Annotated in this window: 16 protein-coding genes and 1 pseudogene; 10 read left to right on the forward strand and 7 right to left on the reverse strand. The window is 64.3% G+C overall.

What is annotated here, in order from left to right; genetic code table 11:
* Nucleotides 1-6: 6 nt before the first annotated feature.
* Nucleotides 7-2,199 (reverse strand): GumC family protein, encoded by a 2,193-nt coding sequence (locus P6U24_RS21300; RefSeq protein ID WP_407154468.1) that lies wholly within the window; start codon nt 2,197-2,199, stop codon nt 7-9.
* A gap of 318 nt (nt 2,200-2,517) precedes the next feature.
* On the opposite strand from P6U24_RS21300, the gene P6U24_RS21305 reads away from it, so the two are divergent.
* From P6U24_RS21305 to P6U24_RS21315, 3 genes are all read left to right on the forward strand, one after another.
* Nucleotides 2,518-3,651: a glycosyltransferase family 4 protein gene (locus tag P6U24_RS21305; RefSeq protein ID WP_407154469.1), complete on the forward strand. Its 1,134-nt coding sequence runs from the start codon at nt 2,518-2,520 to the stop codon at nt 3,649-3,651.
* Nucleotides 3,652-3,790: 139 nt separating this feature from the next.
* Nucleotides 3,791-5,317, forward strand: coding sequence for an undecaprenyl-phosphate glucose phosphotransferase (locus P6U24_RS21310; protein WP_407160542.1), 1,527 nt, complete (start codon nt 3,791-3,793; stop codon nt 5,315-5,317).
* Nucleotides 5,318-5,386: 69 nt separating this feature from the next.
* Entirely contained in the window at nt 5,387-6,658 is a 1,272-nt protein-coding gene (locus P6U24_RS21315) for an O-antigen ligase family protein (RefSeq protein ID WP_407154470.1), read from the forward strand.
* A 3-nt stretch (nt 6,659-6,661) separates the two neighbouring features.
* Here P6U24_RS21315 and P6U24_RS21320 read toward each other — a convergent pair whose 3' ends face one another.
* The 3 genes from P6U24_RS21320 to P6U24_RS21330 form a co-directional block, all read right to left on the reverse strand.
* Nucleotides 6,662-7,840: a saccharopine dehydrogenase family protein gene (locus P6U24_RS21320; RefSeq protein WP_407154471.1), complete on the reverse strand. Its 1,179-nt coding sequence runs from the start codon at nt 7,838-7,840 to the stop codon at nt 6,662-6,664.
* A gap of 117 nt (nt 7,841-7,957) precedes the next feature.
* On the reverse strand, nt 7,958-8,743 hold the full coding sequence (locus P6U24_RS21325) for a DUF169 domain-containing protein (RefSeq protein WP_407154472.1): 786 nt from the start codon (nt 8,741-8,743) through the stop codon (nt 7,958-7,960).
* 106 nt (nt 8,744-8,849) lie between these two features.
* Nucleotides 8,850-9,641: a YdcF family protein gene (locus P6U24_RS21330; protein ID WP_407154473.1), complete on the reverse strand. Its 792-nt coding sequence runs from the start codon at nt 9,639-9,641 to the stop codon at nt 8,850-8,852.
* A gap of 139 nt (nt 9,642-9,780) precedes the next feature.
* On the opposite strand from P6U24_RS21330, the gene P6U24_RS21335 reads away from it, so the two are divergent.
* A complete protein-coding gene (locus tag P6U24_RS21335; RefSeq protein WP_407154474.1) occupies nt 9,781-10,722 on the forward strand; it encodes an acetamidase/formamidase family protein in 942 nt (313 codons plus the stop codon).
* A 413-nt stretch (nt 10,723-11,135) separates the two neighbouring features.
* Here P6U24_RS21335 and P6U24_RS21340 read toward each other — a convergent pair whose 3' ends face one another.
* Together P6U24_RS21340 and P6U24_RS21345 are read right to left on the reverse strand one after the other, a co-directional pair.
* Nucleotides 11,136-12,005, reverse strand: coding sequence for a transposase (locus P6U24_RS21340; protein WP_407154475.1), 870 nt, complete (start codon nt 12,003-12,005; stop codon nt 11,136-11,138).
* A gap of 470 nt (nt 12,006-12,475) precedes the next feature.
* Nucleotides 12,476-12,772 (reverse strand): hypothetical protein, encoded by a 297-nt coding sequence (locus tag P6U24_RS21345; protein ID WP_407154476.1) that lies wholly within the window; start codon nt 12,770-12,772, stop codon nt 12,476-12,478.
* Between the two features lie 302 nt (nt 12,773-13,074).
* Here P6U24_RS21345 and P6U24_RS21350 point away from each other — a divergent pair, with 302 nt between their 5' ends.
* Nucleotides 13,075-13,272: a hypothetical protein gene (locus P6U24_RS21350; RefSeq protein WP_006614936.1), complete on the forward strand. Its 198-nt coding sequence runs from the start codon at nt 13,075-13,077 to the stop codon at nt 13,270-13,272.
* A gap of 79 nt (nt 13,273-13,351) precedes the next feature.
* Nucleotides 13,352-13,843 carry a GcrA family cell cycle regulator gene (locus P6U24_RS21355; protein ID WP_407154477.1) on the forward strand — a complete coding sequence of 164 codons (492 nt, stop codon included), beginning with the start codon at nt 13,352-13,354 and terminating at the stop codon, nt 13,841-13,843.
* 296 nt (nt 13,844-14,139) lie between these two features.
* Here the strand turns inward: P6U24_RS21355 and P6U24_RS21360 are convergent.
* Nucleotides 14,140-15,107, reverse strand: a pseudogene (locus tag P6U24_RS21360) (SDR family oxidoreductase).
* Between the two features lie 202 nt (nt 15,108-15,309).
* Here P6U24_RS21360 and P6U24_RS21365 point away from each other — a divergent pair.
* From P6U24_RS21365 to P6U24_RS21380, 4 genes are all read left to right on the forward strand, one after another.
* Nucleotides 15,310-15,450: a hypothetical protein gene (locus P6U24_RS21365; RefSeq protein ID WP_407154478.1), complete on the forward strand. Its 141-nt coding sequence runs from the start codon at nt 15,310-15,312 to the stop codon at nt 15,448-15,450.
* A gap of 462 nt (nt 15,451-15,912) precedes the next feature.
* Entirely contained in the window at nt 15,913-17,022 is a 1,110-nt protein-coding gene (locus P6U24_RS21370; protein ID WP_407154479.1) for a BMP family ABC transporter substrate-binding protein, read from the forward strand.
* Entirely contained in the window at nt 17,019-18,128 is a 1,110-nt protein-coding gene (locus P6U24_RS21375; RefSeq protein WP_407154480.1) for an ABC transporter permease, read from the forward strand. Before P6U24_RS21370 ends, P6U24_RS21375 begins: the two co-directional genes overlap by 4 nt.
* A gap of 1 nt (nt 18,129) precedes the next feature.
* On the forward strand, nt 18,130-19,056 hold the full coding sequence (locus tag P6U24_RS21380) for an ABC transporter permease (RefSeq protein WP_407154481.1): 927 nt from the start codon (nt 18,130-18,132) through the stop codon (nt 19,054-19,056).
* Nucleotides 19,057-19,065: the final 9 nt, after the last annotated feature.

The raw sequence follows: 19,065 nt of genomic DNA on the forward strand, positions 1-19,065 counted from the left end.
CGCTGCTCAGGCAGCGACGTTGGGAGAACTGAACTCGCCGAGCTCCGACGCATCGGCTGCTTTCTTGAGCATGGTCACCGCGCCGAAGCCGACCGCGGCGAGCTGCTCGCACATCTGCGCGCGGGCTTCTTCGGGCATCGCGGCGTCGGGCACCACCACGGCGCGCGCCCCGCTGGTGAGCAGCTCGGCCGGCAGATCGGAGGCGTTGCCGGCATCGAGCAGCACATGGTCATAGGCCCGCTGCAAGGCATCGAGCGCCAGCATCAGCCGCGGCGACTGCAGCTGCGAGCGGTCGCTGCCCGGACGGCCCGCGCCGACGAGGTGAAGCCGCGAGCGCTGGTCCCTGGTGATGATGCCGGCGAACGAGGCTTCGCCGAGCATCAGCTCGACCAGCCCCGGTGCCATCGGGTCGGACGAGACAGCGGCAAGCGCCAGCGGCGCGCCAGCGAGATCGACCAGCACGACGCGCGCCTCCCGCGCCATCGTCCGTGCCAGGCCGAGCGCGGTGCGCGTAATGTCGTCTCCCGCGGCCGTGCCGAGTACGGTCACCTTGCGCGCCCCGCTGCCGGCCGCCAGCAGCTCGCCGGCAAGTTGCTCGATCTCGCCGGCCTGACGGGTCGCAGGCTCGGGCGGCGGAGCGGCTGGGGGCGCGACTGGCGTCAGCCCCGGCTCGACGCGCGGCGTCGGAGCACCGTTGCGAGCCGGCGCAGGGACAATGGCAGCGACATCCGGTGCGGTGACGCGCAGCAATTCGCCGGTCACGACCACGCCCGAGGTCAGCATCAAGGTCGCAAGCGTTGCGATCAGGACGATCGGCAGCTTCTTCGGGTAGGCCGGCGTGTTCGACACGACCGCCCGCGAGATGATCCGCCCCTCCGCCGGCGCGATATCCAGGCTCTCGCGGGTGTTGGCCTCGCCATACTTGGCCAGATAGGTTTCGAGCAGATCGCGCTGTGCCTTCGCTTCGCGCTCGAGCGCCCGCAACTGAACGTCCTGGCCGTTGGCCGAGGACGCCTGCTTCTTCAACTGGTCGAGGCTCGCGCTCAGGGCATCGACACGCCCTCCGGCGATCCGCGCGTCATTGTCGAGCGAGCGCGAGATCTTGCCGGCCTCGTCACGGATCTGACGCTCGAGATCGGCGAGCTGCGCCTTCAACTCCTTGATGCGCGGATGGTTGTCGAGCAAGGTCGAGGACTGCTCGGCAAGCTGCGCACGCAGGGTGACACGCTGCTCCCACAGCCGGCGCATCAGCTCGGAATTGAGCACCTCGGATGCCTCGATCGGCTGGCCACCCTGAATCATTTCGCGGATCAGCCGCGCCTTGGTCTCGGCATCCGATTTCAGGGCACGGGCATTGTTGAGCTGGGTGTTGATCTCACCCATCTGCTGATTGGAGAGCGTCGTATTGTTCGTGCCGACGAACAGGCTCGACTTGGAGCGGAAATCCTCCGCCCGTGATTCCGCCTCAGCGACCTTTTTGCGCAAATTCTCGATCTCGCCCGCCAGCCAGTTGCTCGCCGATTTCGCCTGCGCCTGCCGCGCGTTCTGCTGCAACACCAGATAGCCGTCCGCGATGGAGTTCGCGACCTGAGCGGCGAGGTCCGGATCCTGTGACTGGAACTCGACCACGATGACGCGCGATTTGTCGACGGCGTACACGGTCAGCCGCTCGTAATAGGCGTCCATCACCCGCTCTTCCGGCGTCATCGACAACGGATCGCGCACGACCCCGAGCAGCGCCGCCAGCGATTTCAGCTGGGAGATGCCGCGCAGCACCGGATCGAACTCAGGCAACTCGGCAAGCTTGTTCTTCTTGATGATCTCGCGCGCGAGATCGCGCGACAGCACGAGTTGCACCTGGCTGGCCACCGCCTCGGGGTCAAGCGCCGTCCGCTCCTCGTTGCGCTCTCCGTTCGGGCGCAAGAAGACGTTCTCGCGTCCATCGATCAGGATGCGCGCTTCGGATTTGTAGCGTGGCGTGATGAAATTGACGCCGGTCATCGAAAGCGCGAGCGCCAGCAGCGTCGGAACGATAATGAAGCCGCGCTTGCGCACCAAGGCCCGGCCAAGCAGACGAACGTCGATGTCTCCGGCCGGAGCAATCGTTTCAGCCGACGCCACCCGAGTGGGCGCAGGCATCGCAACGGTCTGTTCGACCTCCGCCCTCGCCTTGCCGGCACGCCAGAACGCCAACCGCATCACTCACTCCCGCGAGGCCAAACGCCACCACTCCGCACAACAGGGCAGAATTACACTCCATTAAGGTTGCTGCTGGGTTAATCCGGCCGAGCCTCCCGCGGTGCCGTCAGACAAGCTGCCTTCCGAAATCCTGTCGGCCCCGAGCGGCCGCGTGCGACACGCTTTTTTAAGCGCGAAAAGCGTATCGCATTCAGGTCACTGCCAAAGGCCGACGCAATGAACCGCGGACGCACCGCCCTGCCCGTCTTGTCACGCGCGCTTGCGCGGAGCTCGTCTGTTGCACCCGACCGGACGCCGCTCTGCAGGGCCGGCCTGACGATGGCAGCAGCATCGGACCGGCCGCTGCGCATCCTGCACACCGTCCGGGCGCCGGTCGGCGGCATCTTCCGTCACATCATGGATCTTGCTTACGGTCAGATCGAGCGCGGCCATCACGTCGGCATCGTCGCGGACAGCCTGACCGGCGGCGAGCGTGCCGATCAGGCGCTGGCCGAGATTGCGCCGGGGCTAAAGCTAGGCCTCCATCGCATCGCGATCCGCCGCGAACCATGGCCGACGGATGTCATGGCGATCAACAAGTTCGCGCGCCTCAATCGACGGCTGCTGCCGGATGTACTGCACGGTCACGGCGCGAAAGCCGGCGCTTTCATCCGCATGATCGGACATCGGCCCGGCACGATCCGGGTCTACACGCCCCATGGCGGCTCGCTGCATTACCCGGTCAATACGGTAAAGGGCGCACTGTACGGCCGGCTCGAACGCGCGTTGATGGACCGCACCGATTTGTTCCTGTTCGAGAGCGCATTCGCGCGCGACACCTATCAGAGAATGATCGGCACCCCGAAGGGGTTGGTGCACTGCGTTTTCAATGGCGTCACGGCCAGCGAGTTCGATGCCGTGGAGACCGCTCCAGACGCGACCGACATCGCCTATGTCGGCGAGTTCAGGCACATCAAAGGCGCCGACATCCTGGTCGATGCGCTGGCGCGGCTGCACGCAGCCGGCAAGCCGCTGACGCTCACGCTGGGCGGCGATGGCGAGGAAACGCAGCGGCTAAAGGCGCAGGTCGAGCGATTAAAGCTGACGCAGGCGATCCGCTTCATCGGACACGTCAAGGCGCGCGATGGCTTTTCGCAAGGTCGCCTGCTTGTCGTCCCTTCGCGCGGCGACTCCATGCCCTATGTCGTAATCGAAGCGGCCGCGGCCGGTATTCCGATGATTGCGGCCAATGTCGGCGGCATTCCCGAGATCTTTGGCCCCTACCGCGATGCGTTGTTCGCACCGAGCAACCCCGCAGCGCTCGCCGATGCGATCGAAGCTGCACTAGCTAATTCGGACGCGACACAGCAGCGTGCACGAGGGTTGCGCGAACGTGTCTCCGAGCGATTCTCGCAGACAGCGATGGTCGAAGGCGTATTAGCGGGTTACCGCGCTGCGTTTACCAAGACCTGACATCATTTACCATCGCTAACAGTTTGTACCGAATTGCCGGCTAATTCGGCCGACGGGGATTTTCCTCGCTCGCCTCGCTCGCTTAAATAACAAGAAAATTTTACGGTGCATTACTGTGGAACCGATCAACGCACGCTCGATGCTCAATGCTGCGGCAGCGGTCGCAGCGACTGCTTCGGCCGATCGCCCGGCCGCTGAACGGCGGCGGCGGCTGACTCCCGCAGCGCTGGCCGTTGCCAATCAGAAGGTCCGCCGCGCCTATTCGCCCATCGTGATCGCGGGCGTTGTCCGTATTGCCGACCTCATCCTGCTCAGTCTCATCGGCGTCACGCTCTATTTCGGCTACGTCGTGCCGCAATCGGGCTTCCGCTGGGAATACATCGCGGCGATCATGGCGGTGGGGGCGGCCGCCGTTGTCTGCTTCCAGGCCGCCGACATCTATCAGGTCCAAATCTTCCGCGGCCAGCTGCGGCAGATGACGCGCATGATCTCGTCCTGGGCGTTCGTCTTCCTCCTCTTCATCGGTGCATCTTTCTTCGCCAAGCTCGGCGGCGAGGTGTCGCGGCTCTGGCTCAGCGCCTTCTTTGCGGTTGGCCTCGCGGCGCTCATCGCAAGCCGCATGTTCCTGCGCAGCCTCGTGCGCAGCTGGGCACGCGAGGGACGGCTCGACCGGCGCACCATCATTGTCGGTGCCGATGAGAGCGGTGAGGAACTGGTCCGCGCGTTGAAGGCGCAGGACGACTCCGACATTGACGTGCTCGGCGTGTTCGACGATCGCAACGATTCCCGCGCGCTTGAGACCTGCGCCGGCAGCCCCAAGCTCGGAAAGGTCGACGACATCGTCGAATTCGCCCGCCGCACCCGCGTCGACCTCGTGCTGTTCGCGCTGCCGATCTCGGCCGAGACGCGCATTCTCGACATGCTGAAGAAGCTGTGGGTGCTGCCGGTCGATATCCGCCTGTCCGCGCACACCAACAAGCTGCGCTTCCGGCCCCGCTCCTATTCCTATGTCGGCGAGGTGCCGACGCTCGACATGTTCGAGGCGCCGATCACCGATTGGGACCTGGTGATGAAATGGCTGTTCGACCATCTCGTCGGCGGTCTCGCCCTCTTGTTCGCGCTGCCGGTGATGGCGCTGGTTGCGCTCGCGATCAAGCTCGACAGCCCGGGCCCGGTGCTGTTCCGGCAGAAGCGCTTCGGCTTCAACAACGAGCGCATCGACGTCTTCAAGTTCCGCTCGCTCTTCCACGACCAGGCCGACCCGCTCGCCTCGAAGGTGGTCACCAAGAACGACCCGCGCGTGACGCGCGTCGGCCGCTTCATTCGCAAGACCAGCCTCGACGAGCTGCCGCAACTTTTCAACGTCGTATTCAAAGGCAATCTCTCGCTGGTCGGACCACGGCCGCATGCGGTGCAAGGCAAGCTGCAGAACCGGATGTTTGACGAAGCCGTCGACGGCTACTTCGCGCGTCATCGCGTCAAGCCGGGCATCACCGGTTGGGCGCAGATCAATGGCTGGCGCGGCGAGATCGACAATCAGGAAAAGATCCAGAAGCGCGTCGAGTTCGACCTCTACTACATCGAGAACTGGTCGGTGCTGTTCGACCTCTTCATTCTGCTCAAGACGCCACTGGCGCTGCTGACCAAAAACGAGAACGCCTATTGATGCGTAGCGCCGGGCAAGGCCGGCGCCAAGCATCGTCCAAGAGTTGCGTCGTGATGTGAGTTGGATGTGATGGCGTATGCGGCGGCAGCCGGAGACTTCGCGCCCCGCCCGGTGGCTCCCCCGGGAGTTGTCGCCTTGCAGCGCGCGCTGGTCTGGCTGGCCGGTGCGTCCGGCGCCATTGTCTTCATCGAGCCCAGCCCCTATGAACTCGTGACGCTCGCCTCCGCGGCGGTCTTCATTGCGACCGGCGTGCGGCTGCGGATCGTGTTCGTGCCGCTGCTGCTGCTGCTCTTCCTGCTCAATCTCGGCTACACGATCTGCGCGGTCCCGCTGCTTGGCGACTCCGTCATCGCGAGCTGGATCGCGACCTCCTGGTACATGGCCGTGACGGTGATGTTCTTCGCGCTGATCATGGCCGAGGACAGCGCGGCGCGGCTCGACATGCTGCGCCGTGGCCTCGTGGTCGGCGCCCTCATCGCATCGCTCGCAGGAGTGGCAGGCTATTTCCACGCAGTGCCGGGCGGCTATGATCTGCTGACGCTCTACGGCCGCGCGCGAGGCACCTTCAAGGACCCGAACGTGTTCGGCGCATTCCTGCTGCTGCCGTCGCTGCTCGTGCTGCAGAACGTGGTGACGGCGCCTTTCGCAAAGGCGCTGCGGAGCGGCATAGCACTTCTCATCATGGCGCTCGCGATCCTGCTGGCCTTCTCCCGCGCGGCCTGGGGCGGTCTGGTCCTGACCGGAGCCTTTATGCTGGCCATGATGGTGCTGACCAGCGCCTCGCGCAGCGAGCGCTCGCGCATCGTCATGACGACGCTCGCGGCAGCGGCAGCGGGCGTGCTGCTGATCGCCGTGTTGCTCTCGTTCCCCTCGATCGCCGACATGTTCCAGCAGCGCGCGAGCTTCGACCAGAGCTATGACGAAGGCCGCTTCGGCCGGTTCGGACGCCATATCCTTGGCGCACAGATGGCGCTGGATCTGCCGTTCGGGATCGGCCCGCTGCAGTTCCATCACTACTTCCCCGAAGACACCCACAACTCCTATTTGAACGCCTTCATGTCCGGCGGCTGGCTGTCGGGGATCTGCTATCCGACCCTGGTGTTCGCCACCGTGATCCTTGGCTTCCGCCACCTCTTCGTGCGTGTGCCCTGGCAGCGCAGCTACATCGCGATCTTCTCGGCCTTTCTCGGCACGGTCGGCGAAAGCTTCATCATCGACACCGACCACTGGCGCCATTTCTTCATGATGCTCGGCACGATGTGGGGCATGTTCGCGGCGGCCCAAATCCATGCCAGACAGAAGGACCGGTCGCTCAGCGCGATCGATCCTTCGTTGCCGTAGCCGTCAGGCCTCCACCTCGAAGGCCATGCCGGCATGGCCGGCGAGCCGCGCGATCAGGCGATCCCCCAGCGCCGCGCCCGGCGTCCAGAAGCCGCCCTTGACGTCACCACCATCGTGCAACAGGCCGATGGCACATTCGCTGATCATCTTCGCCGTGGATGCATAGCCCGGATCGCCCTTGCCCTTGATCGCCGCACGAACCTGTCGCCCGTCGGCGCCGATCGCCACGAACAGCAGATCGTAATAGCCCTTCTCGCGCTCCTCCCTCGAGGGTCCCTCGCCCGGTTTGGGCGCATTCGGTCCGGTCTTCTCGGCATTGGCCGCCATCACCAGCTTGGCATTGGCCTGGCCCTGCTCGCCGTCACCGGTCAGCACCATCTCGTCGTAGACGAAATCCTGGCCATAGGGAAAACCCATCAGCATGTTGGAGCGATGGACATTGCGCGTGTTGATCAGCGCCATCGCGAACGGCGCCGCCCACGATTTCAAATCCTCTTCGTAGAGCGTTCTATTGCCGGGCGGCTGCTTCGGTCCCTTGAAACCGGGCGTCAGCGCGAACGGGTCGCGCAGGATCGAAACCAGGCTGAGATCATTGGCGACCGCATCGAACGTCGCTTTTGCGCTGGCGGCCGTGCCGCCCGAGAGCGAACCGCTCATGCCACGCACGCGGCCCTTGACCCGCGCCGCCGCCGCACCGAGCGCCTTCTTCGCCTGCTCCTGCACAAAGAACACGCCGAGCTCGAACGGCACCGAATCGAAGCCGCAGGAGAACAGGATGCGCGCGCCGCTCTTCTCGGCGTCCGCCTGATGCTTCTCGATCATCTGCCGCATCCACACCGGCTCGCCGCAGAGATCGACATAGTCGGTGCCCGTGGCCACACAGGCCGCAAGCAGATCGGCGCCATAGAGCTGATACGGCCCAACGGTGGTGAGCACGAGTTTGGTCTGATCGACCATCGCGCGAATGGATGCGCCATCGCTGGAGTCGGCGGCGATCAGCGGCGTATCGGCCGGCGCGCCGACGGCATCGCGCACAGCGGCGAGCTTGCCCAGGCTGCGCCCGGCCATCGCCCATCTCGGCGCATTGTCGCCGCGATATTCGGAAGTCAGATATTCGGCGACGAGCTGGCCGGTGAAACCGGTCGCGCCATAGACGATGATGTCGAATTTCGAAGAGGTCATATCAGGTCCCTGCAACTGCCCCCGTCATTGCGAGCGAAGCGAAGCAATCCAGCATCGAGCAACGAGTCTGGATTGCTTCGTCGCCTTCGGCTCCTCGCAATGACGCAGGTTCGAATGTCATTTCTTCCCATACGACACGCCCATGCCGGCGCGGACGTCGCTCTGGATGCCGTAGGGCGCGATCGGGTAGCGCAAGCCGTTCTTGGCGAGCTGCTTCATGCCGGCGATGGCCGTGGCGAGGTCGGACGGCTTCAACGCCATCAGCATCTCCTCGTCAGGCACGCCGCCGTAGCGCCGTTCGGCAAAGCACGGCAGCGACAGGCTGGGCTCGCCGGTCTTCAACGCCCGCCCCCAGGAGTCCGCGCAGGCGGTCTCGCCGACCACGCCCCATTCGAACTTCCTATAACCGATATATTGCAGGCCGTTGATCAGGATGATCATCTGCCCCGGCGTCGCATAGACGAGGCAGATGTCCGGCGGATTGAGCCGGAGGCTTGCGAGCGGACTCACTGCCATCGCCTGGTAGCGGCCGAACGGAACCACATCGAGCGCCTCCTGACGCTTGCGTGCATCCTCCGCGGTGCCATGCCAGACGCCGACATAGTTCGCACCGGCTAGCCAGGTCTCGTCCTGCGGTCCGAGTCCGATCACCGCGCGACACTGCGCGCCCACCAGATCGTCCGCGGTGATGCCGACGGTCCAGCCCAGACGAGAGGCCATGCTGACAATCTGGTCGGTGGTATGCACCGCGTTCGGGCGGCGGATCTTTTCCACCGCCATCATGTCCTCGACGCGGGCGAACATCTTGATGCCGACGACGGTGGTCTTCAGCCGCAACAGGGTGTTGAGGTCGGCGACCATGCCGGCCAAGTCCAGCGCTTCAGGCGCGATCTGCTGTTGCATGGCCTTAACTCCTCACATGGACGCCGGCTGCCCCGCGCCTCGATCCCGCGGCGCTTGTTAGACCCTTGCGCGGAATCCCGCCAGCCTTTCGATCCCAGCTCCGCGCTCAGGACTCCGGGCCCGGGAACAGCTCGTCGATTCGCCCGCGCAGCCGATAGGTCACGAGCCCGACCCATTCGCGCACCGCAATGTCGGTACGTCGCAGGCCCTGCACTGCAAACATCTCGAAATCGAAGATCCCGTTGACGCGCCAGTCCACCGGATAGGGCTCGACCGGAAAGCCCGCCTTGCGGAACAGACCGACCGAACGCGGCATATGATAGGCCGAGGTCACCAGCAGCCAGCGCTCGCCGGGCTTCGGCATCACCATCGCCCGGGAGAACACCGCATTCTCGTAGGTGTTGCGCGATTGCCGCTCCAGCATCAGCCGCTCCTTCGGTACGCCCAGGCTGACAAGAAGCTCCGCCGCTTGATCGGCCTCCTTGGCATTGGTCGAGATCAAGTTCGCGCTGCCGCCGGTGAACAGGACGCGCGCGTTGGGATAGCGGCGCGCCAGTGCGGCTGCCTGGATCAGTCGGTCGGCGCCGCCGAGCGTCACCGGCATGCCGTGGACGAGCGACAGATCGGGATCGATCGGACCGCCCAACACCACAATGCCGTCCGGCGCGCCCTTGGCAGCATCCCAGGCGGGAAAGCGGTCCTCCAATGGCGCCAGCACGAGGTTGCCGAACGGCGTGAAGCCCGCGACCGCAAGCAGCACGATCGCGACCAGCATGAGGCCGCGGCCGAGCCACGCGAACGGCGTCATTGTGAGGATCACGCCGATAAGGCCGAGAACGATCATGAAATTGGTCGGCAGCGCGAGCAGCCCGAATGTTTTCGACAGCACAAAGAACATTCAGGGCTCCGGCCTGGCTGGAATCGCGTTTCAGGACCTCATATCGCAATCGGGCCCTGCGTATCCATCTCTCCGCAGTACTGGTTTGATCTGCTATGGAGAAAACCGCCGGCGCATTTCGACAGTCAAAGAGACATTCATGACCCATCACCACCTGCATGCGAGCCCCGAGACCTGTCACTGGGGCTTCTTCGAGGCCAGGCTGAAGCCCGTGCTGACGATCGACAGCGGCGATGAGGTCACGATCGACAGCATCAGCGGCGGGCCGGAGGTGGTGCCGGACAACGGCAAATTCCATGTGCCTCCGGAGCTGCTCGAGGTTCACGCACGGTCCGAGCGCATGGTGCCTGGGCACATCCTCACCGGCCCGGTCGCGGTCAGGGGCGCCGAGGTCGGCGACGTGCTCGAAGTCGACATCCTGGACGTGCGGCTGCGGCAGGACTGGGGCTACAACATGATCAAGCCATTGTCGGGCACGCTGCCCGACGATTTCCACGAAACGCGGCTGCTCAACATCCCGCTCGACAAGGAGCGGATGGTCGGCAGGCTGGCCTGGGGGCTCGACCTGCCGCTGGCGCCGTTCTTCGGCGTCATGGGCGTCGCGCCGCCGCCGGCCTGGGGCCGCATCACCTCGCTGATCCCGCGCGCCATGGGTGGCAATCTCGACAACAAGGAGCTTAGGCCTGGGGCCAAGCTCTATCTGCCGGTGTTCGTGCCGGGCGCGCTGTTCTCCTGCGGCGATGGTCACGGCGTGCAGGGCGATGGCGAGGTCTGCGTCACCGCGATCGAGACCGCGCTGCAGGGCCGCTTCCGCCTCACCGTGCGCAAGGATCTGCGCCTCGATTATCCCCGCGCCGAGACCGCAACCCATTACATGACGATGGCGATGGACCCGGACCTCGACCAATGCGTGGTGCGGGCGCTGCGCGACATGATCGCGCTGCTCGGCGAAAAACGAAACCTGTCGCGCGAGGACGCCTACACGCTGTGCAGCCTCGCCGCGGATCTGCGTGTGACCCAGACCGTCAACGGCTCCAAAGGCATTCATTGCATGATCGCGAAGTCGGTCGTCCACGGCTGATATGGCGGACATCGAGTCGAGGTTCGCCGCAGCGCCGCCGTCAGAGCGGCGGCGCATTGCTCCGTCATTGCGAGCGAAGCGAAGCAATCCAGAGTCTCGTTTCGGAGTCTGGATTGCTTCGTCGCTAACGCTCCTCGCAATGACGAAAGCATGCATTGTCCTCTCGCTGCACGAACGCGCCCGAGCTGATCACAACGAGGACCCTCCTGAAAAACGGAGGGCGCAGGGAATGCCGCATAGGCGTTAAGATAATGCGGGCATCGATTGATATCGTCGTTTTCGAGGTGGCTCGTAGAGGTGCCGGTCCAGTACCCGTTTGCTGTGATGGAGGCGGCGGATGGTTGGTTGTGGAATGATTGCTTGTAGCAAGGACGCAATGAGTTGCTGCAAGACACGCCAAGCGCCAGGTGTCGTCAGGCGGCCTGCGTCCAGTGGGGAGAGTCCTCGAACTCGCGGACAAGCGGTTCGAGCAGCAAAATGATCAAGAGATGAGCCAGCAGGTAGGGCTTGGCGGAGCGCGGATCGGTTCCAGGCGGTGTCTTGAGGCCGATCAAACTCTTCAATCGCTTGAAGCCGAGTTCGATCCGCCATCGCAGTCTGTAAAGCGCAAGCACATCTTCGACGGTGAACTCGTCCGGCGCTAGCGAGGTGACCAGGATGACCCAATCCGCCGCTTCCAAAGTTTCTTTAGAGATGGTGCGGTTTTCGTCTTGGGCGTCTCGCCGGGCTTTACGACGCGACGCGGCAGCCGCATCGGCAGACTTCTTGACTGCGATCAGACGCATAGCCAGAGGCGCGCCGGCCTTGCGTTTGATCCAAATCGGCCGATCGATCAGTCCGCGGGCGTTCCCCGCCCGTAATTCGGCTATCAGATCGAGCGGACAGCCTTTGGCATCAAGCCAACGTGCGTTCTTCCAGCCCGCTCGGATCAAAACATCTGCACCAGCTTCGAGCACTGCCGAGATCCGATCAGGTTGTAGATAGGCGCGGTCAGCAATACGGATCTCACCCTTGACCACTGGTATGCGGTCAAACGTCTCGCCCTCTTGCTGATCTGTCAGTTCGAAATGGCCAAACCGCTCATATGGCAGATCAAATGCACTATGAATGCGCCAAAGCTCGCTGTTCTTGCGCGCAGCCGGCCCTGCCTGAGGCACTGTCGTGGCATCGATGATACGGATCAGACGGCCTCGGCTCGCCTTTGGCGCCGCCGCCGCGAGCAAGCGCTCCACAAGCACGGTAAACCAATCGCCACATTGACGCAGGCGGTAGAACAGCGCCACGCTACTCAGATTGGCAAGGCCAACAGAAGCAGCCCACGCGGCCGTCGATCTTAACCCTCTCACCCAGACAATAAGCCAGCATCAGCCGAAGCAACGCCACCGCATCAGGGATCCGCCGTTGCCGCACGAAAGCTTTCGTCTGGCGCGCGCTGCTCTCGAGCTGCGCAGCCCCACCTAGCTGCGTAACGACGCTCGCCCAGTCTTCGTTCAAAAGCGAATCTCGTGTCATCCCATGTTCGAATCACGAACGATTCCAACACGCAAGACTAAACTTAACGCCTATGGGGAAGGCCGGGTGAAGGCCTCACCCATGGCCCGCCTGCAACAAGAAAAGCAGGCGGCAGTCACCACAGGTGCAGCCAGATCATCCGGCATTCCCTGCGCGGCGGTTTTAACGCTTATACGCGCTCTCCTTGGGGACCGGCTTGATTGCCCCCTGCGCAATGCGTGAAACGCATTGTCGCACGGCCTCAGCACCGGGAGGCCAGGACCACACGATTTCGCCGTCCGTCACGAGCCTGTTCGTCCGCACGCTCATCGCCTGCTGCAAGCCATGACGTCCACCGCATCCCCGCCTCACGTGTCGTGACGATCGCGCGCAACGCCCCTCTCATCGAGGCGGGATGAATGCAGCCAACCACAATTTCCGAAAAAACGAAAGAGAAATATTTTCGCCGGACGGCCGCACGGCGTCGATCGGATTGATGCCGCTCGCGAAAATAGTTTTTGCGCGCGGGCGATTTGCGGCGGCCGGCGGGCAGATCCACGCCGGGAGATCGCACGCACACGCAACCGATTTGCCCGACGGGTCACGGCTTGCAAGCACGCGCCGAACTGCCTCCGAATGGCCGAGGGCCGAATCCTGCCTGTGCTGTTCCCGCATCGGTCGGGAGGTACGGGGAGTCACCGATCTCGACGAGAGTCACCGCGGCGCGAATCCAAATTGTCGCATTTCTTTTAAAATCAGTATCTTAACCACTTATCCCCAGGCATCTATACAACCATTCCGATTCCTAATAGAGTCTAAAAAGTTACTTTTCTGTACACCGGTTACGGACTAGCTTTTGGCATGGCCACGGAAAAAGCCGAGACTGACCGCATTCCCGTAACCCTCGCCCTGGCAACGATTGGCTATCTCGAAAAGCTCGTGAAGCAGGGAACCCACGGCACCAGCGTTCCAGGTGTCTGCAGGACATTGATTGAAGAAGGCATCCGGCTCGCCATCAAGGACGGGCTGCTGTCGATCCGCGACAATGGCAGGGCGTAAGGGGGCGTAAAGCGGACCAGTTTGTGCGCGCGTCGGCCGAGGACGATCCAGGACGGATCAAACTTGGAAGCGATAGAATATGCCCGCCGATCAGACGACTGCCCAACCCACCTGGACCACGGAACGGATCCAGCAACTGAAATTGCACTTTGAGGCCGGTCTGACCTGCCGCGAGATCGCCGCCGAGCTTGGCGTCAGCCGCAACGCCGTGATCGGCAAGATCTCCCGCCTCGCGCTGGTGCGCGACAATGGCGGCGACGCGCGCCGCGTCGTGCGCGCGGACGCGGCGCGCGACCCTTCACGGCCGCGGCCGGTGCCGAAGCTGCGCCGGCGCGTTCTGCGGGCCGCCCCCAGCGAGCCTTCGTCCTCGGTGGTGCCGCTGGTGGAAGAAGCCCCTGCCGTCATCGAGAACGGCTGCTCGCTGTTCGAGCTCACCAAGGAGCGCTGCCGCTGGCCGATCTCCACGCCAGGCGCGGACGACTTCTGCTTCTGCGGTTCGAGGCCGGTGGAAGGCCTGCCCTATTGCCCGGGGCACAGCCGAATGGCCTACCGCGTGGCGTCGTCAAGGTAATCGTCGAAGTAAGTCGTTAAGACACGAAATCGGATCCGTCTTGCTCGGTTTACCCTCTCCCCTTGTGGGAGAGGGTGGCGTGCGTGAGCGGAGCGAATGCGCGCGGGGTGAGGGGTCTGCATCTGCGGAGACAGACCCCTCACCCGGATCGCCGCCGCTTCCGCGTCGGCGATCCACCCTCTCCCACAAGGGGAGAGGGTGCAGATGACTCGCGGATGCACTACTCATCGTGCACTTGTTAGTCGTCCTAGTTGTCTCATATCGCGATCTTCAGTTCGCGAACGTCATTAGAATCCCTACCCCAGCCGCCAGCCGGCCTCCTCGGCGAAGCGCTGGAAGAATTCGGGCTCATAGGCCTGGTCGGGCGATTGGCGGACGCGCAGGTCGAGCAGCTTGGCGTCTTCGCCGACCAGAATGCGCCACTGCCCGGCCTTGACGCCGTCCAGGATGATCTTGGCCGCCTCGGCGGCGGTGGTCGGCGCCTCCTCGAGGAAACGGCGGGCGCGCTCCCGCGCAGCTTCCTGTACGTCCTCGTCCGTCATTGCCGCGACGTCGATGCCCATGCCCTGCATGCGCAGCCGCGCCTGCGCGATCTCGGCCTCGCTCAGGCGATCGGACGCACTCGCATTCTGTACCTTGCGCGAGTTCGACACGATCGAGGTGCCGATATGCCCAGGCATCACTACGGAGCACTTAATGTGCGGCGCGTTGAGCCGAAGGTCCGTCATCAGCGCCTCGGTAAACCCCTTCACCGCGAACTTCGCCGCGCTATAGGCGGTGTGCGAGATGCTGGGGCCGACGGAGGCCCAGAAGCCATTGACGCTGGAGGTGTTGACGATGTGGCCCTCCTCGGCCTGCATCAGCATCGGAAGAAAGGTGCGCACCCCGAGATAGACGCCGCCCCAGTCGATGTTGAAGGCGCGCTCCCACTGCGCCCTTGGGGTGGTGAACAGGCTGCCGCCGCCGCCGATGCGGCATTGTTGAACAGCAAATGAATCTTGTCGGTCGCCTGCTGCTCGGCCACTTCGTCGCGAAAGCGCAGGAAGTCATCCTCGCTGGCGACGTCGGCGACATGGGTGGTGACACGCAGGCCCTGCGGCAGCCTTTCCGCTTCGCACAACCGCTTCGTCTCCGCCATGGCGTCTGCGGAGACGTCGCAGAGCGCGACATTGCAGCCTTCGGCGACCAGCTGGCGGGCGAGCTCGCGGCCCATGCCCGTGCCGCCCCCGGTGATGACGGCGATCCTGCCGGCGAAATCCTTCATGTCGCGTCGCTCCCCTTTGTCGTTGGCCCCTCGCCGGGGCGCCACAACCTTAGGGGCTTTTGCGAGCATGACCAGCGCGCCCGCAACATTTTATGGAGCCCGTTGTGAGCAGCCGCGTTGAACCTTAGATTGCGGCAAGACGACTTAACGACAGGGACAACAGGGTCATCAATTCCTCACCCCGGGGGGCGAGGAGGCGTGCATGGCACAGCCGCAGCAGCACTGGCACGACCGGATGGTCGAGCAGCCGGATATGCAGGACGGCGCTTACGTGACGGGATGGACGATCAGCGGGATCGCGGTGCTCGGCACCATCGTCGCTGTCTGGCTGCTCGGGATCTGACCGCGAGCGCCCATGCCTTATCAAGAAGCGGCCCGGTTGCGCCTGCACCAGGGCCGTGGTCGCGTGCTTGTTGTCTCGGCCTGGCCGGACGATGATGATCAGCGGCCGGGTCCGTTTGGGTGAGCGTCGAACCACGGGGCGAAGGATGGCTCAGGCCGTTGCCGGACGGGTTTGCCGACACGCCGCCATCCACATACTGCCCTCAAATCGGTCGCTCGCGTTGCATACAATTGGCATCGATTGCTGAAATTATAGACCGCCGCGTCGCCGCGTCGCCGCGCCGACGGCCGAGGCATTCCGACATCTTGACAAATTCCCTTTGAAATCAGCGCACTAGTTGGATCTGCCCAGCAAAGCGGCTGTGGCACGAAGCTTGCGAAAGCTCTCTCCTCGAAGGCTTGGCCCAGCCGGTGAAGCCGAAACGGGGCGGACGCGTCACGCCGCCAGAGGGGAGCACACCAAATGGATTTTGGCAGGATTTCACGACGGCATCTGTTGCAGGGCGGCGCGGCGCTCACCCTGGGTGCGGCCAGCGGGCTGCGGCCGGCGCTCGCGGCAGAGACGACGATCGGTTTCGTCTATGTCGGCTCGCGCGACGACTACGGCTACAACCAGGCCCATGCGCAAGGGGCGGCCGCGCTGAAGAAGCTCGCCGGCATCAAGGTGATCGAAGAGGAGAAGGTGCCGGAGACGGACGCGGTGGAAAAGACCATCGAGTCCATGATCAATCTCGACGGCGCCACCCTGCTGTTCCCGACCTCGTTCGGCTACTATAATCCGCACGTCCTGAAGATGGCGGCGAAATATCCCAAGAACCGCTTCGAGCATTGCGGCGGCTTGTGGAGCGAGAACGATCCGAAGAACGCCGGCTCCTATTTCGGCTATATCGACGAGGCACAATATATCTCCGGCATCGTCGCCGGACATACCAGCAAGAGCGGCAAGCTCGGTTTCGTTGCCGCCAAGCCGATCCCGCAGGTGCTGCGCAACATCAACGCCTTCACGCTCGGCGCCCGCCTCGCCAATCCGAACGCGACGACGCAGGTGATCTTCACCGGCGACTGGTCGATGCCGGTCAAGGAAGCCGAAGCCACCAACAGCCTGATCGACCAGGGCGTCGACGTGCTGACCTGCCATGTCGACGGCCCGAAGACGATGGTGGAGAACGCAGCGCGCCGCGGCGCCTTCGTCTGCGGCTATCACGTCAACCAGTCGCCACTCGCGCCGAAGGCCTATCTCACCGGCGCCGAGTGGAACTGGGAGGCGCTGTATCCGAAGTTCGTCAAGATGATGCAATCGGGCGAGAGCATCCCGAATTTCTATCGCGGCGGCCTGAAAGAGGAGATCGTCAAGGTGTCGCCTTACGGCGAGGCGGTCTCGGACGAGGCGAAGAAGCATGCCGACGAGGTCAAGGCCAAGTTCATGGCCGGCGACTACGTCATCTTCAAGGGCCCGATCAAGGACAACAAGGGCAACGTCGTCATTGCTGACGGCACCAGCCGGGGCCAGCAGGACGCGGAGCTGGAGAAGATGAACTATCTGGTCGAAGGCGTGCTCGGAGCCACGTCATGACCTCGGAGGCGGCCGACACTGTCCCAGCGGCCGCCATCGCGCCGGCGGCCGATCCCGGCTTCCTGCAGCGCCACGGCGCAAGCATTGAATATGTGATGATCCCCGGCGCGGCGCTGCTTGCCGCGCTCGCGGCCTTCGGCGGCTTCATCGCGCTGTACGGCAAGAACCCGCTCGATCTTTATTACTACATGTACTACGGCGCGTTCGGCACCTGGTTCTCTTGGCAGAACACGCTGACTCGCGCCGCGCCGCTGATCCTCACCGCACTGTGCACCGCCCTGCCCGCGCAGCTTGGTATGGTTATCATCGGTGGTGAGGGCGCGCTGCTGATCGGCGCGCTGGCCGCCACCTCCGCGGCGCTGGCGCTGCACACCATGCCGCCGCTGGTGGTGCAACTCGCCATGGTCTGCGCCGGCATGGCCGGCGGCGGCTTGTGGATCCTGCTGTCCGGGGCCTTGCGCCACTACCGCGGCGTCAATGAGACCATCTCCAGCCTGCTCTTGGTCTACATCGCGCTCGCGGTGCTCAACCATCTAGTCGAAGGCGCGATGCGCGATCCGGCGAGCCTCAATAAGCCGTCGACGCGCGAGATCGGCGCCGCCAACATGATCGGCAGTATTCCCGGCACCGACGTGCATTGGGGGCTGGTGTTCGGCCTGATCGCCGCGGTCATGTCCTACATCCTGATCTATCACACCACCTTCGGCTTTGCCGCGCGCGTTGCCGGCGGCAACATCCGCGCGGCCAAGATCGTCGGCCTCTCGGTGGGCAGACTGATCCTCACGATCTGCTTTCTTGCCGGCGCCTGCGCGGGGCTCGCCGGCATGGTCGAGGTCGCCGCCGTTCAGGGGCGCACCAATGCCAATCTTGCGGTCGGTTACGGCTTCACCGGCATCCTGGTCGCCTTCCTGGCGCGGCAGAATCCGCTGGCGATCATTCCGGTCGCGATCCTGCTCGGCGGGCTGAATGCGAGTGGCGGCCTCTTGCAGCGTCGGCTCGGCCTGCCGGATGCCTCCGTGCTGGTGCTGCAGGGGATCATCTTCGTGTTCGTGCTGGCGAGCGACGCGCTCTATGGCCGCATCGGGTTCTTGAAGGGGAAGTCCTGACATGGCGGACGCTTCCATCGGGCTCTGGACCGTGCCGCTCGCCGTGTTCGGCGGCGCCATCCGCGTCTCCACGCCGTTCCTGTTCGTGAGCCTCGGCGAATGCATCACCGAGCGCTCGGGCCGGATCAATCTCGGTCTCGAAGGCACGCTGGTGATGGGGGCGATGAGCGCCTATGGCATCTCCTATATGACGGGATCGCCGTGGGCAGGCGTGCTCGCCGCCGGCATCACCGGCGCGCTGTTCGGCGCGCTGCATGCCGGCATCTGCTCGCTGCCGCGAGTCAACGACATCGCGGTCGGGATCGCCTTGATGCTGTTCGGCACCGGCCTTGCGTTCTTCCTTGGCAAGCCGCTGATCGAGCCGACGGCTGCACGGCTGCCCGCGATCGATTTCGGCTGGTGGAGCGATATCCCGCAGCTGCGTGCGGCGCTGCGTATCAATGCGTTGTTCCTGATTGGCGTGGTGCTCGCGCCGCTTCTGCTCTGGGCTTTCAAGACCACCCGCTGGGGTCTTCTCATTCGCACCGCCGGCGAGAGCGCGGACGCCGCGCGCGCCATGGGCCATTCGGTGCTCCTGATCCGCCTGCGCGCCACCATGGCGGGCGGCTTCCTCGCCGGGATCGGCGGCTCGTTCCTGTCGCTGTTCTATCCCGGCAGCTGGAACGAAGGCCTCTCCTCCGGCCAGGGCATCACGGCCGTGGCGCTGGTGATCTTCGCGCGCTGGGATCCGATGCTCTGCCTGTGGGCTTCGCTCGCCTTCGGCGGCGCCGCCGCGCTCGGCCCCGCGCTGCAATCGGTCGGCATCACCTCAGGCTACCATCTGTTCAATGCCGCACCCTACATCCTCACTTTGCTGATCATGATCATCACCTGCTCGCCGAAGCGCACGCTGACCGGCGCGCCCGCCGAGCTATCGATCACCCGCTGAAGAGGCCAC

The sequence above is a fragment of the Bradyrhizobium sp. STM 3557 genome, from assembly GCF_045571465.1.
Taxonomy (GTDB): Bacteria; Pseudomonadota; Alphaproteobacteria; order Rhizobiales; family Xanthobacteraceae; genus Bradyrhizobium.